Annotated in this window: 14 protein-coding genes; 2 read left to right on the top strand and 12 right to left on the bottom strand. The window is 59.5% G+C overall.

Annotation, left to right across the window (positions count from 1 at the left end):
- Nucleotides 1-180: 180 nt before the first annotated feature.
- From KGA97_RS19675 to yaaA, 12 genes are all read right to left on the bottom strand, one after another.
- Nucleotides 181-837, bottom strand: coding sequence for an alginate O-acetyltransferase AlgF (locus KGA97_RS19675; protein ID WP_008044492.1), 657 nt, complete (start codon nucleotides 835-837; stop codon nucleotides 181-183).
- A 14-nt stretch (nucleotides 838-851) separates the two neighbouring features.
- On the bottom strand, nucleotides 852-2027 hold the full coding sequence (locus KGA97_RS19670) for an alginate O-acetyltransferase (RefSeq protein ID WP_192227779.1): 1176 nt from the start codon (nucleotides 2025-2027) through the stop codon (nucleotides 852-854).
- 11 nt (nucleotides 2028-2038) lie between these two features.
- Nucleotides 2039-3604, bottom strand: a complete 1566-nt coding sequence (locus tag KGA97_RS19665) for an MBOAT family O-acyltransferase (RefSeq protein ID WP_223481318.1) — start codon at nucleotides 3602-3604, stop codon at nucleotides 2039-2041.
- Between the two features lie 205 nt (nucleotides 3605-3809).
- Complete coding sequence (locus tag KGA97_RS19660; protein WP_008044501.1) at nucleotides 3810-4931, bottom strand: mannuronate-specific alginate lyase; 1122 nt, start codon at nucleotides 4929-4931, stop codon at nucleotides 3810-3812.
- Between the two features lie 7 nt (nucleotides 4932-4938).
- Nucleotides 4939-6387 (bottom strand): alginate O-acetyltransferase, encoded by a 1449-nt coding sequence (locus KGA97_RS19655; protein WP_223481317.1) that lies wholly within the window; start codon nucleotides 6385-6387, stop codon nucleotides 4939-4941.
- A gap of 10 nt (nucleotides 6388-6397) precedes the next feature.
- Complete coding sequence (gene algG / locus KGA97_RS19650; RefSeq protein WP_223481316.1) at nucleotides 6398-7969, bottom strand: mannuronan 5-epimerase AlgG; 1572 nt, start codon at nucleotides 7967-7969, stop codon at nucleotides 6398-6400.
- Nucleotides 7970-7995: 26 nt separating this feature from the next.
- Nucleotides 7996-9480, bottom strand: coding sequence for an alginate export family protein (locus KGA97_RS19645; protein WP_008044507.1), 1485 nt, complete (start codon nucleotides 9478-9480; stop codon nucleotides 7996-7998).
- Complete coding sequence (gene algK / locus KGA97_RS19640) at nucleotides 9477-10982, bottom strand: alginate biosynthesis TPR repeat lipoprotein AlgK (RefSeq protein ID WP_223481315.1); 1506 nt, start codon at nucleotides 10980-10982, stop codon at nucleotides 9477-9479. Before algK ends, KGA97_RS19645 begins: the two co-directional genes overlap by 4 nt.
- A 9-nt stretch (nucleotides 10983-10991) precedes the next feature.
- Nucleotides 10992-12161, bottom strand: a complete 1170-nt coding sequence (locus KGA97_RS19635; RefSeq protein ID WP_008025372.1) for an alginate biosynthesis protein Alg44 — start codon at nucleotides 12159-12161, stop codon at nucleotides 10992-10994.
- A gap of 36 nt (nucleotides 12162-12197) precedes the next feature.
- Nucleotides 12198-13679 (bottom strand): mannuronan synthase, encoded by a 1482-nt coding sequence (alg8, locus tag KGA97_RS19630; RefSeq protein ID WP_411738714.1) that lies wholly within the window; start codon nucleotides 13677-13679, stop codon nucleotides 12198-12200.
- A 152-nt stretch (nucleotides 13680-13831) separates the two neighbouring features.
- Nucleotides 13832-15148 (bottom strand): nucleotide sugar dehydrogenase, encoded by a 1317-nt coding sequence (locus tag KGA97_RS19625; protein WP_008044520.1) that lies wholly within the window; start codon nucleotides 15146-15148, stop codon nucleotides 13832-13834.
- 823 nt (nucleotides 15149-15971) lie between these two features.
- Nucleotides 15972-16751, bottom strand: a complete 780-nt coding sequence (yaaA, locus tag KGA97_RS19620; RefSeq protein WP_008025377.1) for a peroxide stress protein YaaA — start codon at nucleotides 16749-16751, stop codon at nucleotides 15972-15974.
- A 266-nt stretch (nucleotides 16752-17017) separates the two neighbouring features.
- Here yaaA and KGA97_RS19615 point away from each other — a divergent pair, with 266 nt between their 5' ends.
- Together KGA97_RS19615 and KGA97_RS19610 are read left to right on the top strand one after the other, a co-directional pair.
- Entirely contained in the window at nucleotides 17018-18142 is a 1125-nt protein-coding gene (locus KGA97_RS19615) for a polysaccharide deacetylase family protein (RefSeq protein ID WP_207285725.1), read from the top strand.
- Between the two features lie 336 nt (nucleotides 18143-18478).
- Nucleotides 18479-19873, top strand: coding sequence for a PhoH family protein (locus KGA97_RS19610; protein ID WP_008025381.1), 1395 nt, complete (start codon nucleotides 18479-18481; stop codon nucleotides 19871-19873).
- The last annotated feature ends 125 nt before the right edge of the window (nucleotides 19874-19998 follow it).

The following is a 19998-nucleotide window of genomic DNA, read 5'->3' as shown; positions in this document are numbered from 1 at the left end:
CTTGAAAATCGTATGGGTCAGAGCTACTGCGTTCTGTCGTTTCACTCTTGTTTTTGTTTCGTGTCCCGACTGACATCTCGGTCCCTTGTAGGAGCATGGCTTGCCAGCGAAGGCGGTCTCGAGGGCCTCTTCGCCGGCAAGCCGTGCTCCTACAGGGCACGGGTCAACCGGGTAAATTTGTTAGCGCGTCGAAACCGGGCGTTTTACCCAGACTGGCGACAGGCTGCTGCCGTTGCCGGTGACGTACAGCACCGCCGCTTCACCGCGTTCCAGGGCAACCGGTTTCACGTCGCCCACTTTTGTGGCGCCATCGTATAGCGCCAGGCTGACTTTGACCGGGTTGATTTCACGCTCGCCACGGCCCTTGGCGGCCACGGAAGGGACCACTTCGGTCTTGCCGTCGGCGGTTTTCAGGGTCAGGGCCTTGTCGCTCAGGTTCTGTACGCGAACCAGGGATTTCTGCTTGTTCTTGAACGGCGGCTCTTCGATCAGTTGCGGCGCGCCGCTGGCGTTGTTGACCAGGGTGTAATAGTGATCGCCGGCCAGTTTCACTGGCAGGGTCTGGCTGCCGACCTTGGCGCTGTAGTCGCCGCCCGGCATGAAGCTGAAGTCAGTGCTGGACAGCGGCGCGACGTCGCTCAGGTTGGTGCTGCCGACGGTGGCGCTGACTTCAGCGTTGCCGGCGTTATAGACCCGTACGAAGCTCGAACCTTTAGGCGCGGTCGGACCGTAGAGGGCCGAGTCACCGGCGGCGAAGGCGTTCATGGACAGCACGCTGAAGGTTGCGGCCAGAGCAAAGGTCTTGGCGAGACGGCGAGGAGTAGTAGTGAAAGTCATGGTGTACCTCTCTTTCAGTTTTGCGCCCGGTCGGGCGTCTCGGATTTAGTGTTTACGGCTACGTTTTGTTGGCGGGCGCCGGCTTCTTTGAGCGCTGCGACCCACTGCGGGTCGGCGTCGCCGATTTCGTTGTTTACAGGCAGATAACGTTCAGGAAACTCCCAGATCAGCACCTGTGGCGGGCTGTTCTTGAAGGCATCGCTTTTCAGGTAGCTGAGCATCGGCAGAATCGGGCCGTGGCCGTCTTCGGCGTAATTGACCACGTCGCTGTTCAGCGCTTCTTTCAGCGCGCCGACGAAGTTCCAGTTCGGGTTGGCGCTGTAGCTGGTGCCGATCAGGGCCACCGGCACTTCGGTGTTGGCGAACAGCGCGTCATCACCGCCAGCCTGATCGTCGGCCACCACGGTGTTGCGCTTCTGCAGCGGCTCGGTCGCCGGCATCAGGTTTTCGAACAGTGGGTCGAGCGGCAGGAACAAACGCAGGTCACCCTTGTGGGTCACTTTCTCTGCCGGCTCGGTGACGAAGCGTTGAGGCTCGCCGCTGAGCGGGGTTTTCTCGGCGATGGTCTTGGCCAGGGTCTGGGCGGCGATTTGCGCGCCTTCCGGGGTCCAGTGGGTGTCGGTGCGCAGAAACACTTGCTGACCGTCGAGCTTGGCCTTCAGCAGGGGGCCGTACAGGTCGGGTGCGAGGATCTTGTTGGCCGCCAGACGAGCGTGGAAATCTTCATAAAGATTGGCGTGAATACTCGAAGGCTTAACTTCGCCCAGGTGTTCCGGATACAGGCGAGTCTTGGCCGGCACGATCGCCATCACCAGTTTCACGCCTTTCTCTTTCAGTTCCTGGCGCACGCCTTCGACCAGCGCGTAGTTGCCTTGCAGGTTCAACTCTTCGTTGACGATCGGGTTGAATTCTTCATCGCTGTACAACCACTGATCGCGACCGAGCACGACGCCCGGACGACCTTCGTTGAACAGTTTGAAATCCAGCGCAGCCCAGAGGTTGGTGCCCAGGCGCTTGATCGGGAACTCGTCGTCGTAGTGCGTTTCGACAGCCTTGGCCCAGCGGCCATTGAGCACCGTCGCATCGGCGTTGGTGCTGAAGCCGAAGAAGCTGCGCGTCGACCACAGGCCCAGGACCAGCAAGGTCACCATAAACAGGCTGATATAGAAGATGCGTAATGAGCGGGTCATGGTCAGATCCCTCAGAACTGGAAGTAAAGGAACGGCGAGAAGCTTTGCGCCGAGAGTTTGAAAATCGAGGCAATGAACAGCACCAGTACCAGCGTGCGCATCACGTAACGCGACCAGTCCGCCGTCCAGTAAGCCGGCTGCACGGTGGCTTCAACGCCAACGGTGTAACCCGGTTGGTGGATGCTGGCCGGGTTGTCGCCCGGTACGGCTTTGATCATTCCTGGTGTCGCACCGGCAGAGCCATCGGCCTCGACGTTGACCGCAGGTTTGGTCTTGACCGGTGGCTGGTTGCTGTAGAAGTCACGGATGCCGAAGAACGCCAGGGTTGCGTACGCCACCACCAGAGTCGCCACTTGCAGACCGGTGAGGTTGGCCTCGTTGAGTTCCGACAGCGACCATTCGCCGAAGCTGAACATCGCGCCATACATGCGGCCGGCGACGTGCAGGTTTTCGGCGCGGAAGATCACCCAGCCCATCACCACCAGCAGGAAGGTCAGCGCCCAGCGGATCGGGTTGATGCTGCGTGGCGAAGTGTTCAGGCCCAGGGCCTTTTCGATCGCCAGCCACATGCCGTGCCACGCACCCCACACGATGTAGGTGATGTTCGCGCCGTGCCACAGACCACCGAGCAGCATGGTCAGGAACAGGTTGCGATAGGTCATCAGCGTGCCTTTGCGGTTGCCGCCCAGCGTGATGTACAGGTAGTCACGCAGCCAGGTGGACAGGCTGATGTGCCAGCGACGCCAGAACTCGGTGATCGACTGGCTGATGTACGGCTGCTTGAAGTTTTCCATGAAGCGGAAACCCATCATCAAGCCCAGGCCGATGGCCATGTCGCTGTAACCGGAGAAGTCGAAATACAACTGCGCGGTGTACGCCAGCGCGCCGAGCCAGGCATCGCCCGTGGTCGGGTTTTGCAAGGCGAAGCAATGGTCGGCCACCACCGCGAGGGTGTCGGCGATGAAGACCTTCTTGATGAAACCCTGCATGAACCGCGTGCAGCCCTCGGAGAACTTGTCGAGGGTGTGGGTGCGGTTGTTGAACTGGTCGGCGAGGTCGCGGAAGCGCAATACCGGGCCGGCAATCAGGTGCGGGAAGATCGCCACGAACGCCGCAAAGTCGATCAGGTTGCGCGTTGCCGGGGTGTCACCACGGTAGACGTCGATGATGTAGCTGATGGACTCGAAGATGTAGAACGAGATCCCGATCGGCAACAGCACGTGGGTCAGGATGAACGGCGACAGACCCACCGACGTCATCATCGCGTTGATGCTGTCGACACCGAAGTTGGCGTACTTGAAGTAGCCCAGAATGCACAGGTCGACGGCTACGCCGAGCAGCAGCCAGCGCTGGGCCGGTTTGGTCCGAACGCCTGCGGCGCCGACTTTGAGGCCGATCCAGTAGTTCCACAGCGTGACGGCAGCGAACAACGCCAGGAAGTCCACGCGCCACCAGGCATAGAACACATAGCTGGCGATCAGCAGCAGCAGGTTGCGATAGCGTATTCCGCTCAAGTAGTACATGCCGAGAAAGATCGGCAGGAACAAAAACAGGAACACGTTGGATGAAAATACCATCCCGGTCTCTCCATGTTTAACCAACAGTCAAGGGCCGCAGCCCCCCCAAACCCCCCCACCAAAAAACCTGGGGAGATGCATTGCATTCAAACCACCGCGATCCTTGTAGGAGCGAGGCTTGCCCGCGAAGGCCGTTACGCGGTGGAACTGATGAACCGTGTCATCGTTCTTCGCGGGCAAGCCTCGCTCCTACAGGGGTTATGCGTTAAGAACCTTTGCCTTTTTCGTTCGCCGGGTCGTAGACCTTGGTCAGGTCACCCCCGAGGCGGAAGGTCTTGAACGGCTGCATCTCGTGCTTTTTCTCGAGCACATCCGGCGAGCAGGTGTAGAGCGTGCAGAACGGTTCGAGCCAGGCGAATTTCGAGTCGACCTTGAGGTCGGTCATGTCCTGCTCCTTGCCGTTCTTGTTCTCGAATTCGTCCGGGTCTTTAACCCCGGCGAGCACTCGATCACCCAAACGTTTCAACGCGCCGTTGTTTTCCTGACGCAGATCCACACCGTTGACCTGAGCGAAACTGGCGATCATCGCCAGCGGCGGCAGGGCGTAGTTGTGATAGGCGAGGGCGCGTTGCTGGCGCTTGAGTTCGTTGGGCAAGAAGCCTTGGGCGTCGACCTGATTGGCGCCGACCTTGTATTCCTTCACGGCCCAGTCGAACAGGTCGCGGCGGTTGGTGGCGACGGACGTTGCCATCACCGACCACGCTGCCCAGTACGAGTGATTGTTGGTTTGTTCCAGCGGCAGGTTGTCCCAATCGCTGACCACCTGATCGGCCATTTTGCTGAACCAGGCTTCAATCAACTGCGACTCTTGCTGGTGGTTCGCCAACGGATGCGAGTCGGAGAATTTCAGGCGGATGTACGAAGACGCCATGCTGCCCAACGCCCATTTGCGCATCGATTTGCCGGTGTGGTTGAAGTCTTTGGACATCAACGCATCGGCCTTGGCCCAGGCGGTCAACCAGTTCAGTGTGCATTCGAGCTGTTCCGGGCGACCGTCACGCATGAACTGCATCACGCGCTTGCTGGTGCCGCGCTCGATCTTGGTGATGTCGGCGGTGGTGTCGCGGAAGGCTTTTTCCGATACCTCGTTCAGGGTCGAACGGGCCTTGTCGGAACCCTCGTATTTGCTGCGAAATTGCAGCGCGCCGGTATACGGCGTCGGCATCGCGTCACAGCCTTCTTTGCTGTCGCCGGTTTTGACTTTTTCAATCGGCGCGAAGTAACCCTGTGGCGGACGCAGCGGCGCGGCGGCCTGGGTGGCGCCGGCGAACATCGCCAGCGTCAGCAGGGAGGGCGCGAGTAGTTTTTTCAAAGTTCGGGTTTGCATGATTGCCTCATTGCCCGACCGAAGCAGTACGCTGCTCGGCACTCGGGAACACGTTGCGTTTGCAGATTTTCGCTTCGACTTTCTGCTGCGCGGCACCTGCTTCAGGACCCTGGATTTCGACGGCCAGCAGATTCTGCGAGGCCCAGTCTTCGTCCGTGCGCAACTCAAAGGCGAAACGCCCGTCGGTGTCGGAGGTTTCCGGTTTTTCGATCTTGATGTCCTCGTGGCGACCGTTCATGTACCAGAGGGTGGCTTGCAGGGTTTTCACCGACGGATCGGCGAAACGGATGTCGACCTGGTGACTGCTGTTTTGCAGGTTCAGGTTCTTGCTGTTGACCATCAATTCGTTCTTGCCCGGTTTCAACGTGGTGCTGCCGGACATCTGTGCATCCTTGCCTTCGCAACCGTTGTCCAGCAACGCCATCATCTGGCGGTAGATGGTTTCCTGGTCGAGGCGGTAGAGCGGCGAGAATTCCCAGATCAGAATCTTCGGCGGCTTGGTCTGGAACTCTTCGCTGCCCAGGTACTGCAGCATCGAACCTTCCAGGCCACCGCCGGGGAACGCCACGTTGAGGATGTCGGCGCCGATGGCCTCTTCGAGGAAACCGGCGAAGTTGTAGTTCTTGCCACTGTGGCTGGTGCCGACCAGGGTGATCTCCGGGTTGCCGGAGTCACTGAACAGATCGCCATCCGCTGCTTCGCCTTTTGGCTCGGTAGTGAATTGATCCATGTACTGGATCGCGTAGCTGGTGCCACAGAGTTGACCGGCCATGTTGTGCAACGTTCCGGTCTTGCCCATGCGACCCGACTTGTGGCTCTCGAATTCACGCTTGGGAATGCCGGCAAACTCAGGCAGTTGCTTGATTTTTTCGCCGACGATTTTTGCCGTGCGCTGGGCGCCATACGGCGTCCAGTGCTGGTCGCCACGGAAGTAGAAGTCGTGGGCGGGCAGGGTGTCGGGCAGCGACTCGTTGGTCAGCGGCGACAGGTCCGGCACCACGTAACCCATGGCGGCAAAGCGGCCGAGCATGGTCTTGTAGTTCCTCAGCGCCTTGTCGAAATCGAACCTGGCCTTGTCTTCCGGGTTGAGCTTGTTGCGGTTCACCAGGCCACGAGTGGGTTGGTAAACAATCACCAGCTCCACGCCTTTGCTCTTGAACGCATCGTGCAGTTCTTTCATGCGTTTGTAGCCGGCGGGGGTGGTGTCGAATTCGGTGCGCAAGTCTTCTTGCGTACGGAACAACCAGTCACCCTGAGCCTGCACCAGCGTGGTGAAGTTCTGCTGATAACGCGTGGTGTAGTTCTTCGCGTCGTGGGCTTCGGGGCACAGGTTGCAGCATGGTTCGGCGCTGAAGCTGGGTGCCTTGACTTCATCGGCACGAACGCCGCCGCTGGCCGCGAGAATGCCGGCGGTCAGGGCCGACAGGCTGAGTAATTTGATCAAGTGTGGGTGCATAAGATTATCCTCAGTCCCGCATTTCGGTCTGGCGTTCGACAGGGTCGATCAGCACGGCTTTCTGCTGGCGTACCAGCAGGTCGAGAATTTCATCCTGACGCTCGCCGAGAATCCCGCTGAAGCTGATGCCGCTGGATTTGGTCGGGGCAAGCATGGACACGCGGTACAGCTCGACGCTCAGCGGCGAGTCGATGGACAGCGGGCCACTGCCGTTGCCGGCCAGTTCGCCGCCGACAACGATCAGCGACACCTGGGCATCGAACGGGTCGAGCTTGATGTCCCGGTCGGTGTCGCTCAGGTCCTTGATGTGGCCGTAGACGCCGGTCAGGCCGTTGGCCATGGACAGGTTTTCGTACAGGCGAATGTTCACGCTGTTACGAATGCGGATGCCGTGGCGACGGTTGCTGATCACCTTGTTCGCCCACAGCAGGTTGTCGGCACTCTCGTAGAGGGTGATGCCGTCGGTGTGGTTCTTGTAGATCTCGTTGTAGGCAATGATGTTGTTGACGCTGTTTCGGTCGATCACCAGGCCCGACAACTTGTTGTCGTAGCTGCGGTTGTTGAAGATGAAGCTGTCGTTGACCTCACGGGAAATAATGATCCCGTGCTTCTTCTTGGTCCCGTAAACGGTGTTGTCGGCGATGATCAGGCCGTGCGAACGGTCATGCGGGTCGATGCCGTAGACGATGTTGTCTTTGTAGGTGTTGCCCTTGACCACGAAGTCGCGGGTTTCGTAGCAGTAGAAGCCGTACCACATGTCCGAGAACTCGGAACCGATGATCCAGCCGGTCGGTTCAGGACGCTTGAGCACCTTGGCCATGTTCGGCGTGTACTGGGAAATACTCACGCCATACGACTTACTGTTGGCGTAGCCGAAACTGGCCATCTTGCTGTTGGCGATGTAGGTCTGGGTGCCGCCCCAGGCCAGCAGGAACGGACGGAATTCCTTCGGCGACTTGAACGTCGCCGGGCCGTTGTCCTTCTCGCGCCAGCCAGTGATTTTGGTGTCGCGCACAAACAGCTGGCCGTCGTTGACCAGGAATGAACCGGCCTCTTGGGACAGGCGCAATTCCTGGGTCTGTTTGTCGATTTCGAGGATGCCTTTCTCACCGACCACAATCGGTAATTTCGCCAGGAACACACCCGGCGAGGTTTCGCTGAAGTACTGCTTGGGCAGCTTCTTCGCCAGGTCCTTGAGGTTCATGTAGCCGTCGTCGATGAAGATCGCCTGCGGGATGCCGTGCTGACGCACCACCCATTCGGCCATCTTGTTGTCGCCGCCGATGAAGTCCTTCAGCGCGTTCTCTTGCATCATCCGACGCACACTGATTTTGCCGGCCTTGGTGCGCACGATTTTCGCGGCGATGGCGTCGGCGGTGTAGCCGGCGGTGTCCGGCAGTGTCGGCTTTTCCAGTTCCAGCGGCGCGGTCGGGGCGCTGCTGACGGTGTAGGTCTTGGCCTGTTGCAGTTCCTTGGCCATGGTCACCGGCTTGGTCGGTTCCACGTTGGCGAAGGCGGCCGAGCTTGCCAGCAGCATAGCGCCGGCCAGCAAGGTCAACGAGCCTCTCTTCGGACTGTTCATGTCAGGAACTCCCTTAGCGGTTCGCATCAGAAGCGCCAGATCACGTCGATGAACGCGCGGTGCATGTACGAGTCGACTTCTTTGCCGTAGGCATCGCCCGGCTTGAACACGCCGCCACGCAAGCGCACCAGGGCCGACGGTTCGTCGATCGACTGGCTCAGCGCGGCAGGCAACAGGCCTTGCTTGAAGTACTTGGTGACCACAAGGTCCATTTCCTGGCCGAGGTCTTTGTTGCCATCTTCCAGCGGCAGGGACGTGCTGGAGAGAATCGCGCCGGTTGGGTCGGTGTCGTTCTCGACGGCGTTGATGCCGTTGCTGCCCACCGGCTTGTTGCCGTCGACGCGCCAGAACTTGTGGTAGATCACGCTGGCGTCGTACTCGTCGTTGAGCATCCACGAACCGAACAACGTAGCGGTCTGCATGTTGTTCATTTCGCCACGGAACGCTTCGCCGAAACGGTGAACCCGCGAGCGCGTACCGGTGTAGTTCGAGCGGTTGCTTTCCAGGCCGTTCTGTTCGTAATCGGCACTGGCGCGGGCATAGGCTGCACCCACTTGCCATTGCGGATCGAGGCGCAGGCGCACGCCGATATCGGTGGCCCAGCCGTTGAGGTCTTCACCGCGCTTGGCTTCGGTCGGGCGGGAGCCGTCGGCGTTGAGCTGATTCACCGTGTCGGTGTCGCCGCTCATGCCGGTGACGCTGCCCCAGTAATTGACGGTGTTGGTGTTGCGGTAGTTGTAGGCGTCGCTGTCAGCGGTGAGGCCGAGCCAGCTGATGTCGCCGTTCTGTTTCTTGTCCAGCGAGTCGCCGGGCACGCCCGGTTCCGGGTAGTCGAGCTTGCCGTCGTCGTGGGTGTGATGACCGCGAATGCCGACCCAGTTGCCCGGTGTCCACTGATACGCCGCGTCGGCGTAGAGGTGCAGGCGATCCTTGTCTTTCGGCGCCAACTCTTTGAGGTCGGTGCGGTATTCGCTGAAGCGTTCGGCGACGCCGACGTTGGCGCGCAACAGCGTGGTGTCGAAGGTCCAGTTCAGGGCTTCGATGTTGGTGTCGCGCCATTGGCCGTCGTCGTTGCGCAGGCGTTGACGACCGAGTTTCAACTGCTCGCCAGGATACGGCGTCAGGCCGCTGTAGCCGACCCAGAATTCACGCATCGCCAGGTAGTTTTTCTTGGTCTTGCGATCACCGTTGTCGGTGGTCTGGGTGCCGTCGCTGTCGGACTGCTGCAAGGTGTCGGTTTCGATTATGTCGGTGGACGTCACGGCCTGACCCATGGCGTAGGCGCTCCACGCGCCGCTTTCACCGTAGACCCAGGGACGCAGGTCGAGACCGACGCCATTGACGTCGCCGCCGCTGGCAGTGCCGAGGTCACGGTCGTCTTCGGACTGGCCGGTGATTTTTACGTCCAGACCGAAATTCTTGGTTTCGGTGATTGCCGCCAGGGTCGGGCAAGACCAGATCAGCGCAAACGTCAGGCCGATACCGGCCTTCATGAATGGATTCAACTTCATAGGGATTCCTCGCCGTCTTCTTCTTGCAGGGCATGCAGTTCCAGCGTGTTCTGGCTCAAGGCACCACGAACGGCCTGTTCTTGTTTCAACAGGCGTTGGGCCTCGGCCAGCTGGGCAGGCGGCAGTTGGGCTTCGAGAGTTTGCGCAAGCTCGGTGGCCTGCGGGGTGTTCTGGGCCTTGGCCAATTGGCTGAAGACATAAGCGTTAAGCGGGTCGGGCTTGGTGCCCTTGCCTTGGGAAAACAGCTGGGCGATGGCGAAGTCGGCGCTGTTCTGACCGTTGCGCGCAGCGGTCAGCAAGTGATCCAGTGCCTTCTGCGAATAGACCTTGCCCAGGTAACCACGACGGTAGATCTGGCCGAGGTAGTAATCGGCGGCGACTTCCTTGCCGACGGCTTTCTGGAAATGTGCTTCGGCGACTTTCGCGTCGGCCGGCACCCATTTGCCTTCGTAGTAGAGCTTGCCGAGCAACAGTTCGGCGCGCGGCTGGTCAGCGGCGCGGCCGTTGTCCAGGTACTTCATCATCGTGTCGACGTCGCCGAGTTCCGGGAAGTCGTAGAGCAATTGCGCCAGGCTGACCCACGAAGCGGGGTAGGCGGGGGCGATGTCTTCGAGCAGCGCCTGAGCGGTTTTTTCGTCGGTCTTGCCCAGGCTTGCATCACCGAGCACACGAGCGACGCTGTCCACGCGCTGAGCGGAAACGGTGCCACGGGTATGTGCCGCTTGCATCTGCTTGATCAGCTCGGCTTGCTGTTCCGGTTTGCCTTGTTTCTGGTAAACAGTGGCCAGCTCGACGTAGCAAATGTCGGTGGTGTTCAACGCCGCTTTGCAGATCGTTGCGACTTCGTCCAGGTGCTGGTCGTAAGTGCCTTGGGTGCGATAGAGCAGCACCTGGGCCAGGCCGGCTTCCGGTTTGCCTTCGGCGCGCCATTGGCTGATCTGCTGTTGCGCGTTGACGTTGGGGAAACTGTGCGGGTATCGCAGGTACAGCATCGCCAGCGGGATCAGCGTGTTGCCTTCGCCATTGGCCGAAGCCTTTTTCAGCAGGGCTTCAGCTTCGTGCTGTTCGGCTTCGGTGGAGCCGGGCTTGGCCACCAGCAAGCGACCCAGGCGAGCCTGCGCTCGCGGCGAAACGTCGGCCGCCGCGCGGTAAGTCGCCTCGGCCTGCTTGAGCTGCGCCGGGTCGCGGCTGTCGACCTGGATATCGGCGAGGCCTACTTGGGCCTCGCTGTAGCCCAGGTCGGCGAGTTGCTTGTAGTTCTGCTGAGCCAGCGCGGTGTCGCCGCGCTTGAGCGCTTCATTGGCCAGACGCTGGTCGGGCAGACCGGCGCAACCGGCGAGGCTGACTGCCAATGCCAAGGCACACACTGTTCCAATGTGGGAGCCAGCCTGCTGGCGATTCAGGCAGCGCGGTGCATCAGTTGAACCGCGTTGATCCCATCGCGAGCAGGCTCGCTCCCACAGGGTCTGCGGTGTGTTCAAGGTAGGAGTCGTCACAGGCATGTCCTCGACTTAAAGACCGGAAGCCATGGCTTTATCGATCAGCCAGTTCAGGTTCGGGCCACGGTCGCTGTTCACTTCAACCGGGCGACCGGCGAACTTGCTGTCCAGCGGTTCGTCCGGCTGGATCAGCACGCGGATGTCGGACGACAGGTCGGCGCTTTTCAGGCTGGTGCTGCTGACGATCTTGCCGGTGCGGGTCTTGTCTTCGCCGGCAATCTGGAAGTTGACGTTGGTACCTGGGCGCACGTCGCTGAACTGGCGATAGGAGAAGCGCGCTTCAACGTTGGCTTCGCTGTTACGCGGCACCAGTTGGAAGATCACGTCGCCCTTGCTGGCGTACTGACCGTCGGCGACCAGTTGCTGGGCCACGGTGCAATCGCACGGCGAGGTCAGGGTGCCGGTCATTTGCTTGCCGAACAGTTCTTCAACCTTGGCCGGTTGCAGTTGATTGTCGTCAAGGTGGCCCTTGAGCACGTCGAGCATGCTGGTGCTGAACGTTGCCAGTGGCGCGCCTTTGGCGGCAACGCCGTCGGCCTTGATCAGGCTTTGCACGGTGCCGTCACGCGGCATGGTGATGCTCATGCCCGGCACACTGACCAGACCGGCCTGTGCGTGGCTGACGAAGTACATGCCGTACACCGATTTGAAAATGAAGCCGAACGCCGCCAGGCCGACGAGGAAAATCCCCAGGCTGAAGGTCACGGCACGCAGGCGACCGAACGCGGTCATGCCGTGGCCGCCATCCTTGACCTTGCGCGCCTTGGTGAAGTTGTCGCGCTGCAGGGTCGCCAGCACTTCACCCATGCTGACGATGTCGCCGGCCAGGTGCGAAGTGATCAGGTGGCGCAGGGTCGAGATGTCTTGCGGTTCCAGGTTCTGGAACTGGCAACCGGCACGGCCGGTCTGGCGGTCGAAGGAGCGCACTTGCATCTCTACGTCCATGGCCAGGCCGAGGTTATCGATGACGAACTGCAGGCGAGCCTTGTGCACATCGCCGACCTTCAGCGGCAGCTGACCGGCGTTGAACGCCAGGCCGCCGGCGGAGAGGTCGAGGACCCGGGCTTCAACCGGCGTGCGGTCCGGACCGAAGAAACGCAGCTTGGCCGGAATTTTCACTCGGGCGTGTTGGCGCTGGGCTTCGGATTCATGCACTACATTGGCGTTGACGGCGGTATTCATAGGGGCGATTTCCTGGTTAATTCAATAAGGGGGCGGTCAGACCATCATCAGCAGCACGGCGACAAAAATGCTGCCGGCGGAGAAGGTCATGGTCCGAGACGACCAGGTGTTGAACCAACGTTGAAAGCTGGCGAGATCACGGGTCAGGGAAGTGGGCTGGCGAGTCCAGGACTGTTGGTCGAGGCGGAAGAACACGTAGATTTTCACCAGCGCGCCGACGATCTGGTTGTAATAGAGAATCGCCGGGTAAGCCGGGCCGATCCGGTGACCGGAGCAGGACAGCAGCAGGGTCAGGATCAGGCGGGTGATGCCGATCCACAGCAGGTAAACGAGGATGAACGCGGTGCCGTACTTGAACGACGCGATGAGCGCGACGGTCAGGCCCAGCAAGGACGTCCACATCGAAACACGCTGATCGAACAGCACCACCGAGGTGAACAGGCCGAGGCGCTTCATCCCCAGGCCCAGGGCACGGGAGTTCTGGCGCAGGTTGTTGCCGTACCAGCGGAACATCAGTTTGCGGCTGGCCTTGATGAAGCTTTTTTCCGGCGGGTGTTCCACGGTGTGGATCGCCGCGTCGGGCACGTAGAACGTGTCGTAGCCCAGGCGCATCAGGCTGAACCAGCTCGACTTGTCGTCACCGGTGAGGAACTTGAAGCGGCCCAGGCGCCAGTGTTGCAGCGAGTCGCTTTCCACATCGGCGATGAAGTCCGGGTTGGTGACCACGGTGGCGCGGAACACCGACATGCGGCCGGTCATGGTCAGCACGCGCTTGGACAAGGCCATCGAGCACATGTTGATGTGGCGCTGGGCGAAACGCAGTTTGTGCCACTCGCTCATGATGTAGCCGCCGCGCACTTCGCAGAATTCGTTGGTGGTCAGGCCGCCGATATTGCCGAACAGCTGGAACCACGGCACGGTCTTGAGCACGACGCCTTCGGCGAGCACGGTGTCGCCATCGATCACGGCCACCACGGCGCGGTCGTCCGGCAGGTGACGGGAGATGGCGCGGAAACCGTAGGCCAGGCCATCACGCTTGCCGGTGCCGGGAATGCGCACGAAGTCGAGCTTGACGCGCTCCGGTGGATTCATCTTGGTCCACAGGCTTTTCACCAGCTTCTCATCGGACATTTCCACGATGGAGCAGACCATGGTGGTCGGCAGGCCGCAGTCGATCGCTTCACGGATCACCGAGGCGTAGACCTGGGCGGTGGTCAGCGCGTCGATACGGAAACTGGTGACCATCAAAAACACATGGGACGGGTCTGCCGCTTTACCCAGCTTGCGCACTTTGCGCCGCAGGTGCGGGTAGACCACGTACAGAAACAGCATGCCGCGCAGAAAGTGCGTGGCACCCATCGAGTAGCGCCAGATACCGACGATACCGATCAGGAAAATGAAGTCCTTCGACTCGGAGTCGAACGTGGACACAGGCAACGCCATGGCGATGCCCATCAAAATACTTAAGTAAAACAGCCAACCGGCGGCCTGAAGTAGGCCGTGCTTTAGCCTGTGCATAATCTGCATCCGTCTCGATCTCGGGCGAGGCCCGAATGGGTTAAGGCAGGCGTAAAAACTGTAGGAGCGAGGCTTGCCCGCGAAGGCTGCCTGCCTGACACACCGGGGCGCCTGGTTCGCCGGCAAGCCTGGCTCCTACAGAGCGCGGCGTGTTACCAGCAGATGCCTTCGGTGCGGCCACTCACGCTGGTGGCTTTCGACATGAAGCCGACCAGGTCGATCACTTGCTTGCCGTGCGGAGCGTTCTGCGCCAGGGCGCGGAATTTCTCGTCACGGTTGCCGAGGATGATCACGTCGGAGTTGTTGATCACTTCGTCGAAGTCGGAGTTGAGCAAGGACGAGACGTGAGGAATCTTCGACTCGATGTAGTCCTTGTTCGCACCGTGAACGCGGGCGTATTCGACGTTGGCGTCGTAGATGCTCAGGTCGTAGCCTTTGCCGATCAGCATTTCTGCCAGATCAACCAGCGGGCTTTCGCGCAGGTCGTCGGTGCCGGCCTTGAAGCTCAGGCCCAGCAGGGCGACTTTGCGTTTGTCGTGGCTGGAAACGATGTCGAAGGCGTTCTGCACCTGGGATTCGTTGCTGCGCATCAGCGAGTTCAGCAGCGGCGATTCCACGTCCAGGGCGCCGGCGCGGTAGGTCAGGGCGCGCACGTCCTTGGGCAGGCACGAACCGCCGAAGGCGAAACCAGGGCGCATGTAGTACTGGGACAGGTTCAGTGTCTTGTCCTGGCAGACCACTTCCATCACTTCACGACCATCGACGCCGCACGCCTTGGCGATGTTGCCGATCTCGTTGGCGAAGGTCACCTTGGTGGCGTGCCACACGTTGCAGGTGTACTTGATCATCTCGGCAACGGCGATGTCCTTGCGGATGATCGGCGCGTCGAGTTCTTCGTACAGCGATTGCAGAACGTCGCCGGACGCCTTGTCGAATTCGCCGATGACGGTCATCGGTGGCAGGTCGTAGTCGGCGATCGCGGTGCTTTCGCGCAGGAACTCAGGGTTCACCGCCACACCGAAATCAACACCGGCTTTCTTGCCGGAGCAGTCTTCGAGAATCGGGATGACAACGTTTGCGACAGTGCCCGGCAAAACGGTGCTGCGAACCACGATGGTGTGGCGGGTGGTCTTGTCACGCAGGACAAAACCGATCTCGCGGCACACGGCTTCGATGTAGTTCAGTTCCAGGTCGCCGTTCTTCTTGCTCGGCGTGCCGACGCAGATCATCGACAGGTCGGTGTCGCGAATCGCTTCCGCGAAGTTGGTCGTACCGCGCAGTCGACCGGTCTCGATACCCTTGGCCAGCAGTTCGCCCAAGCCCGGTTCAACAATCGGTGATTTACCGGCGTTGATCATATCGATCTTGTCTTTGGCGACATCGACGCCAACGACGTCATGGCCCCGTGCAGACAGGCAACCGGCACATACTGCACCGACGTAACCCAAACCAAATATGCTGATGCGCATCGCATTTACCTCTCGTTAACAAGACTGTGTTCAACAAGCCATTACATGGCCGGAATTAAGTGTGTTCAGCAGTTGTAGTGCGCTCGGAAGTGCGGCAGTCAGGCGCCACAATGCCGTGTACAGGCATACTAAGTTCCGAGTGTCTAAATAAGTGCACTCAAGGTGTGCGTAACCAGGCCTTATTATTATGACTTGCCCTGTTATGCAGCCGAGTCCTCTGGTCGAGGTCCTTCGTGCAAAGGTCTTGCGCGCTCAATGCCAGGCCGAAAGCCCGTAAATCAAGCGGTTTGGTGCTCAGGTGAGCACGTTTATAGGGGCGCTGCCTTGGCCGTGTAGGGGATAGTAGTGATGCGTTATCTCCTTTCCTTCAGATGTTGCCCAAATCAGGGATTATGTAGCCGAAGTTATTGTGACAACTTCGCTACGTGAATCTCTTCTCTGCGTAAGTTATCTCGTACATGTTCAGAGATAATGGTTACCGGTGGTATGAGCTACGCATTTGGACATAGTTCCAGTCCACCCATCGCGAATTCTGAAATTTCTTGAAATATTGAAAAAGATGGCACTGCTTTCATATTGATAGCAACGGCTGTTTCACCCTTGATACATAGGGTCGTCGTTGGATTAGATAGTTTTATGCCACTACTGATAATTTTTTTTAGTGCCACTACTGAAAAAAATCACGAAAGTCGAGTGAAACTAAAGTTAGGATTTTGATTGCTTGAAAAATGGCGCCAAATAACTGGCGGAAAAGGCGGGGGATTGTTTGGAGATTTGAAGGCGGTGCACGACGCTTTTGCGGTCGTGCACCGACCGGGTGCATTTACTCGGGGGCGTGATCGCGCAGGAACACCAGGTTGTCCGGTTTAGACTGCTCGGCACTGTACCGATAGCCCTGAACGTCAAACTGCTTGAGTGCGGCGGGGTCGTTGATGCGTTCTTCGATGACGAAGCGGCTCATCATGCCCCGGGCCTTTTTCGCGTAGAAGCTGATGATCTTGTACTGACCGTTTTTCAGGTCCTTGAACTCGGTATTGATGATGCGGGCATTCAGGGCGCTGCGTTTGACCGCCGAGAAATACTCGTTGGACGCCAGGTTCAGCAGCACATCATCGCCCTGATCGGCCAGGGCTTCGTTCAACCATTCGCTGATGCGCGTGCCCCAGAAGGCATACAGGTCCTTGCCACGGGCGTTGGGCAATTTGGTGCCCATTTCCAGACGGTACGGCTGCATCAGGTCCAGTGGACGCAACAGGCCATACAGGCCGGACAGCATGCGCAGATGCTGCTGGGCGTAATCGAAATCGGCTTCGCTGAAGGTTTGCGCGTTGAGACCGGTATAAACGTCACCCTTGAACGCCAGCAGGGCCTGTTTGGCGTTTTCAGGCGTGAACGCCGGCGTCCAGCTGCCGAAACGCGCGGCGTTGAGCCCGCCGATCTTGTCGGAGACATGCATCAGCTCGCTGATCTGCGCCGGCGTCAGGTCGCGCAATTGCAGGATCAGCTCCTGGGAATGGTCGAGGTATTGCGGCTGGGTGAAACGTTGGGTGGCCGGCGGTGTTTCGTAATCGAGGGTCTTGGCGGGGGAAATCACCATCAGCATGAAGTCGTCTCCTTTAATCGTGGGGCGATTCTAGGGGGTTGTCCGTGTTGACTCCAGCTATCAAGTCCATAGGTGATCGACGGCTTTGCGCAATCCCCTGTAGGAGCGAGGCTTGCCCGCGAAAGCGGTGTATCAGTTACCGATGATGCCGACTGACACACCGCCTTCGCGGGCAAGCCTCGCTCCTACAGGTGTTTGGCGGCGCTGCGGGAATAGGGGCCGGATCAGCTATAGTGCCGCGCGGGTTTTGTTCTGGAGACATCCCATTGCGTATCGTTTTTCTTTTTTCGGCGTGGCTGTTGAGTTTCGGTGCCCTGGCGGCGCCGGGCGATGTGGCGACGCTCGATCGCAGCACCTGGCCTGAACAGCTCAGCAACCCGACGCTGTTCGATGTCGCCTCGCGGGCAGAGATACTGATGTTCGCGCGCGTGCTGCTGGCCAGCGAGTCGCTGGATGATGCGAGCCTGGCCCAACGCCTGGGCCTGCGCACGATCAATCCGGATTCGGTCAACCATCTGCGCCAGCGCATGTGGCAACGACTGCTGACCAACTACAACTTCGCCCAGCAGAGCTGCGATCAGGACGCTTCCTGGTGTTATCTGGTGGAGGACATGGCCACCTTGCGCCAGCAAGCCGCCAAGTTTCAGGTCAGCGCCGACAGCTACTACATCAAATGGTCCGAGCCGAGCCGGCTGTTCCATGCGCAGTACCTCGACGAGCAATTGCGCAAGGCTGCGCTGTTTCCGCAAACCAGCAGCGAAATCGATCGTTTTGGCGACTACGAGCGCAACGGCGAGCAAATGCATGACCGACTGTTCCTGTTGACCTTCGACAGCGCCGCCAATGCCGCGCCGGACAACACGGCATGGGTCACCGAGTACCTGCGCAAGGCCAACATGACGGGCACGTTTTTCGTCCTTGGCAAGGACATTCAGGCGCGTCTGAGCGATCGTTCCGTCGCCAACCTGCAGGCCACTTACTCGGCGCAGTGCATCGGCGTGCAAGGCTGGGAGTTCCGCTCCCACAGCTATTGGCAGGACTGGCAGGACTCGGTGCGGCGCAGCGCCGAACTGGTCAAAAGCAAATTGCCGGAGAACTACGTGCCGCTGTTTCGTCCGCCCGATGGTCAGCGCCGTTCAGACGCGCAAGGCTTCTTCAGATCCCAGGGCCTGCAAGTGGCGCTGTGGGACATCGATGCCCAGGACGGCGCCGGCAAACTCAAGGCCAGTCAGAGCGCGCAGCGCGTGTTGACCCTGATGCTGTTGTGGCGGCATGGGGTGATCAATTTCAACATTAAACAGGATGGCGTGAAAACGGCGATGCCCTGGCTTGTGACGCAAACGGCGCTCAGCGGGATCGGTTGGGAAGATTGTCAGGATGCGTTTCGCTGAAAGCGGGAAAGCCCGTAAATATTGGGGCTAAGGCGATTTTGGAGGGAAATTCAGTGCAGGCGGACTTCCGACTTTAACGGCACATTGCCTGCAGGCCAAGGGCTATTCGTCACTCTGAAAAATAAACTTCAAAAAAGCGTCAAAGTGCTTTTTTCTGTCACATGTTTTGGAGTATTACGAAGACAGACCGCCGAAACCTGCAACACAGGTGGCGTCTCCCAAGACCCAGCTATGGATGCAGTTCACTTGAGTCCCCGCAGGTGAATTCGGCAGTCACTTCGAGGCGCAGCACCGCCAAGGTATTGCGTCGAATGGCTCCCACAAAGGTGACCGAGTATGGATGATCACGGACGTAGTTCTTCCTCCAACCAGCCAATCCTTTATGTACTCGATACCAACGTATTGATTCACGATCCAAATGCCCTGCTGAACTTCGAAGAACACCACGTCGCGATTCCGATGACCGTGCTTGAGGAGCTGGACAAGCTCAAGAGCGGGCATCACAGCGTGGCTGCGGAATGCCGTCAGGCGATTCGCCTGATCGACAAGACCCTGGGCGAAGCCAGCCCTGAAGACGTTGAGCTGGGGGTACCGATCCAGCGTGGCAAAAGTGGGCCCAAGGGTTTGCTGTCAATTCTGATGAGCAAACGTGCCGAACCGAACATCATTCTTCCCGAGCACCTGAACGACAACATCATCATCAACCAGTTGATCGACCTGCACGCGCGCGCGCCAAAGCTGCCCGTGGTGTTGGTCACCAAAGACATCAACATGCGCCTCAAGGCCCGTGCCTGCGGGATCGCGGCCGAGGACTACAGCACTGACCAACTGGTTGACGACGTTTCGCTGTTGCCCAACGGTTATCACAACATGGACGGCTCCTTCTGGGATCGCGTGAGTAATGTCGAAACCCGCCAGGACCACGGCCGCACCTGGCACCAGGTGAAGCTGACCGACAACCTGCCGGCCGTTCACATCAACGAGTTCATCATTGACGAGCAGGGCTTTGTCGGCTGGATCAAGGAGATCGACGAAGACAAGCTGCTGATTCTCGACCTGCATCAGGAACCCTTGTTGCACCAGGAAGCCTGGGGCCTGAAACCGCGTGACATCTATCAGAGCCTGGCGCTGTACGCCTTGCTTGATCCGGATATTCACCTGGTCAACCTGTCGGGTGCGGCCGGTTCCGGCAAAACCATCCTGGCACTGGCGGCGGCAATCGAGCAGACCATGGTCAGCAAGCGCTATCGCCGGATCATCGCGACGCGCAGCGTTCAGGGCCTGGACCAGGAGATCGGTTTCCTGCCCGGCACCGAAGCGGAAAAAATGGAGCCGTGGCTGGGCGCCATCACCGACAACCTCGAAGCCTTGCACATGGATGACGAAAACACCCATGGCAGCGTCGATTACATCCTCAGCAAAGTGCCGTTGCAGTTCAAATCCCTCAACTACATCCGGGGTCGCAGCTTCCAGCAGAGCCTGATTTTGATCGACGAATGCCAGAACCTCACGCCGCACCAGATGAAAACCATCATCACCCGTGCCGGCGCCGGTTCCAAAGTGGTGTGCCTGGGCAACCTGGCGCAGATCGACACCCCTTACCTGTCCGCGACCAGCTCCGGGCTGACCTACCTGACTGAACGTTTCAAGGATTTCCCCAACGGTGTGCACATCACCCTGCAAGGGGTGCCTCGTTCGATTCTGGCCGAATACGCGGAATCGCATCTGTAACCCTTCACCCAAACCGGGCGGCCCTCGCGGGTCGCCCGGTTTTTTTATGCCCAACACAAATCCCCCCTGTAGGAGCGAGCCTGCTCGCGATGGTGTGTCAGTCGACACCGGGGCGACTGACACAC

Source organism: Pseudomonas sp. BF-B-15, assembly GCF_019946675.1.
Classification (GTDB): domain Bacteria; phylum Pseudomonadota; class Gammaproteobacteria; order Pseudomonadales; family Pseudomonadaceae; genus Aquipseudomonas; species Aquipseudomonas migulae.
This window is presented reverse-complemented; position numbering and strand designations above follow the sequence as displayed.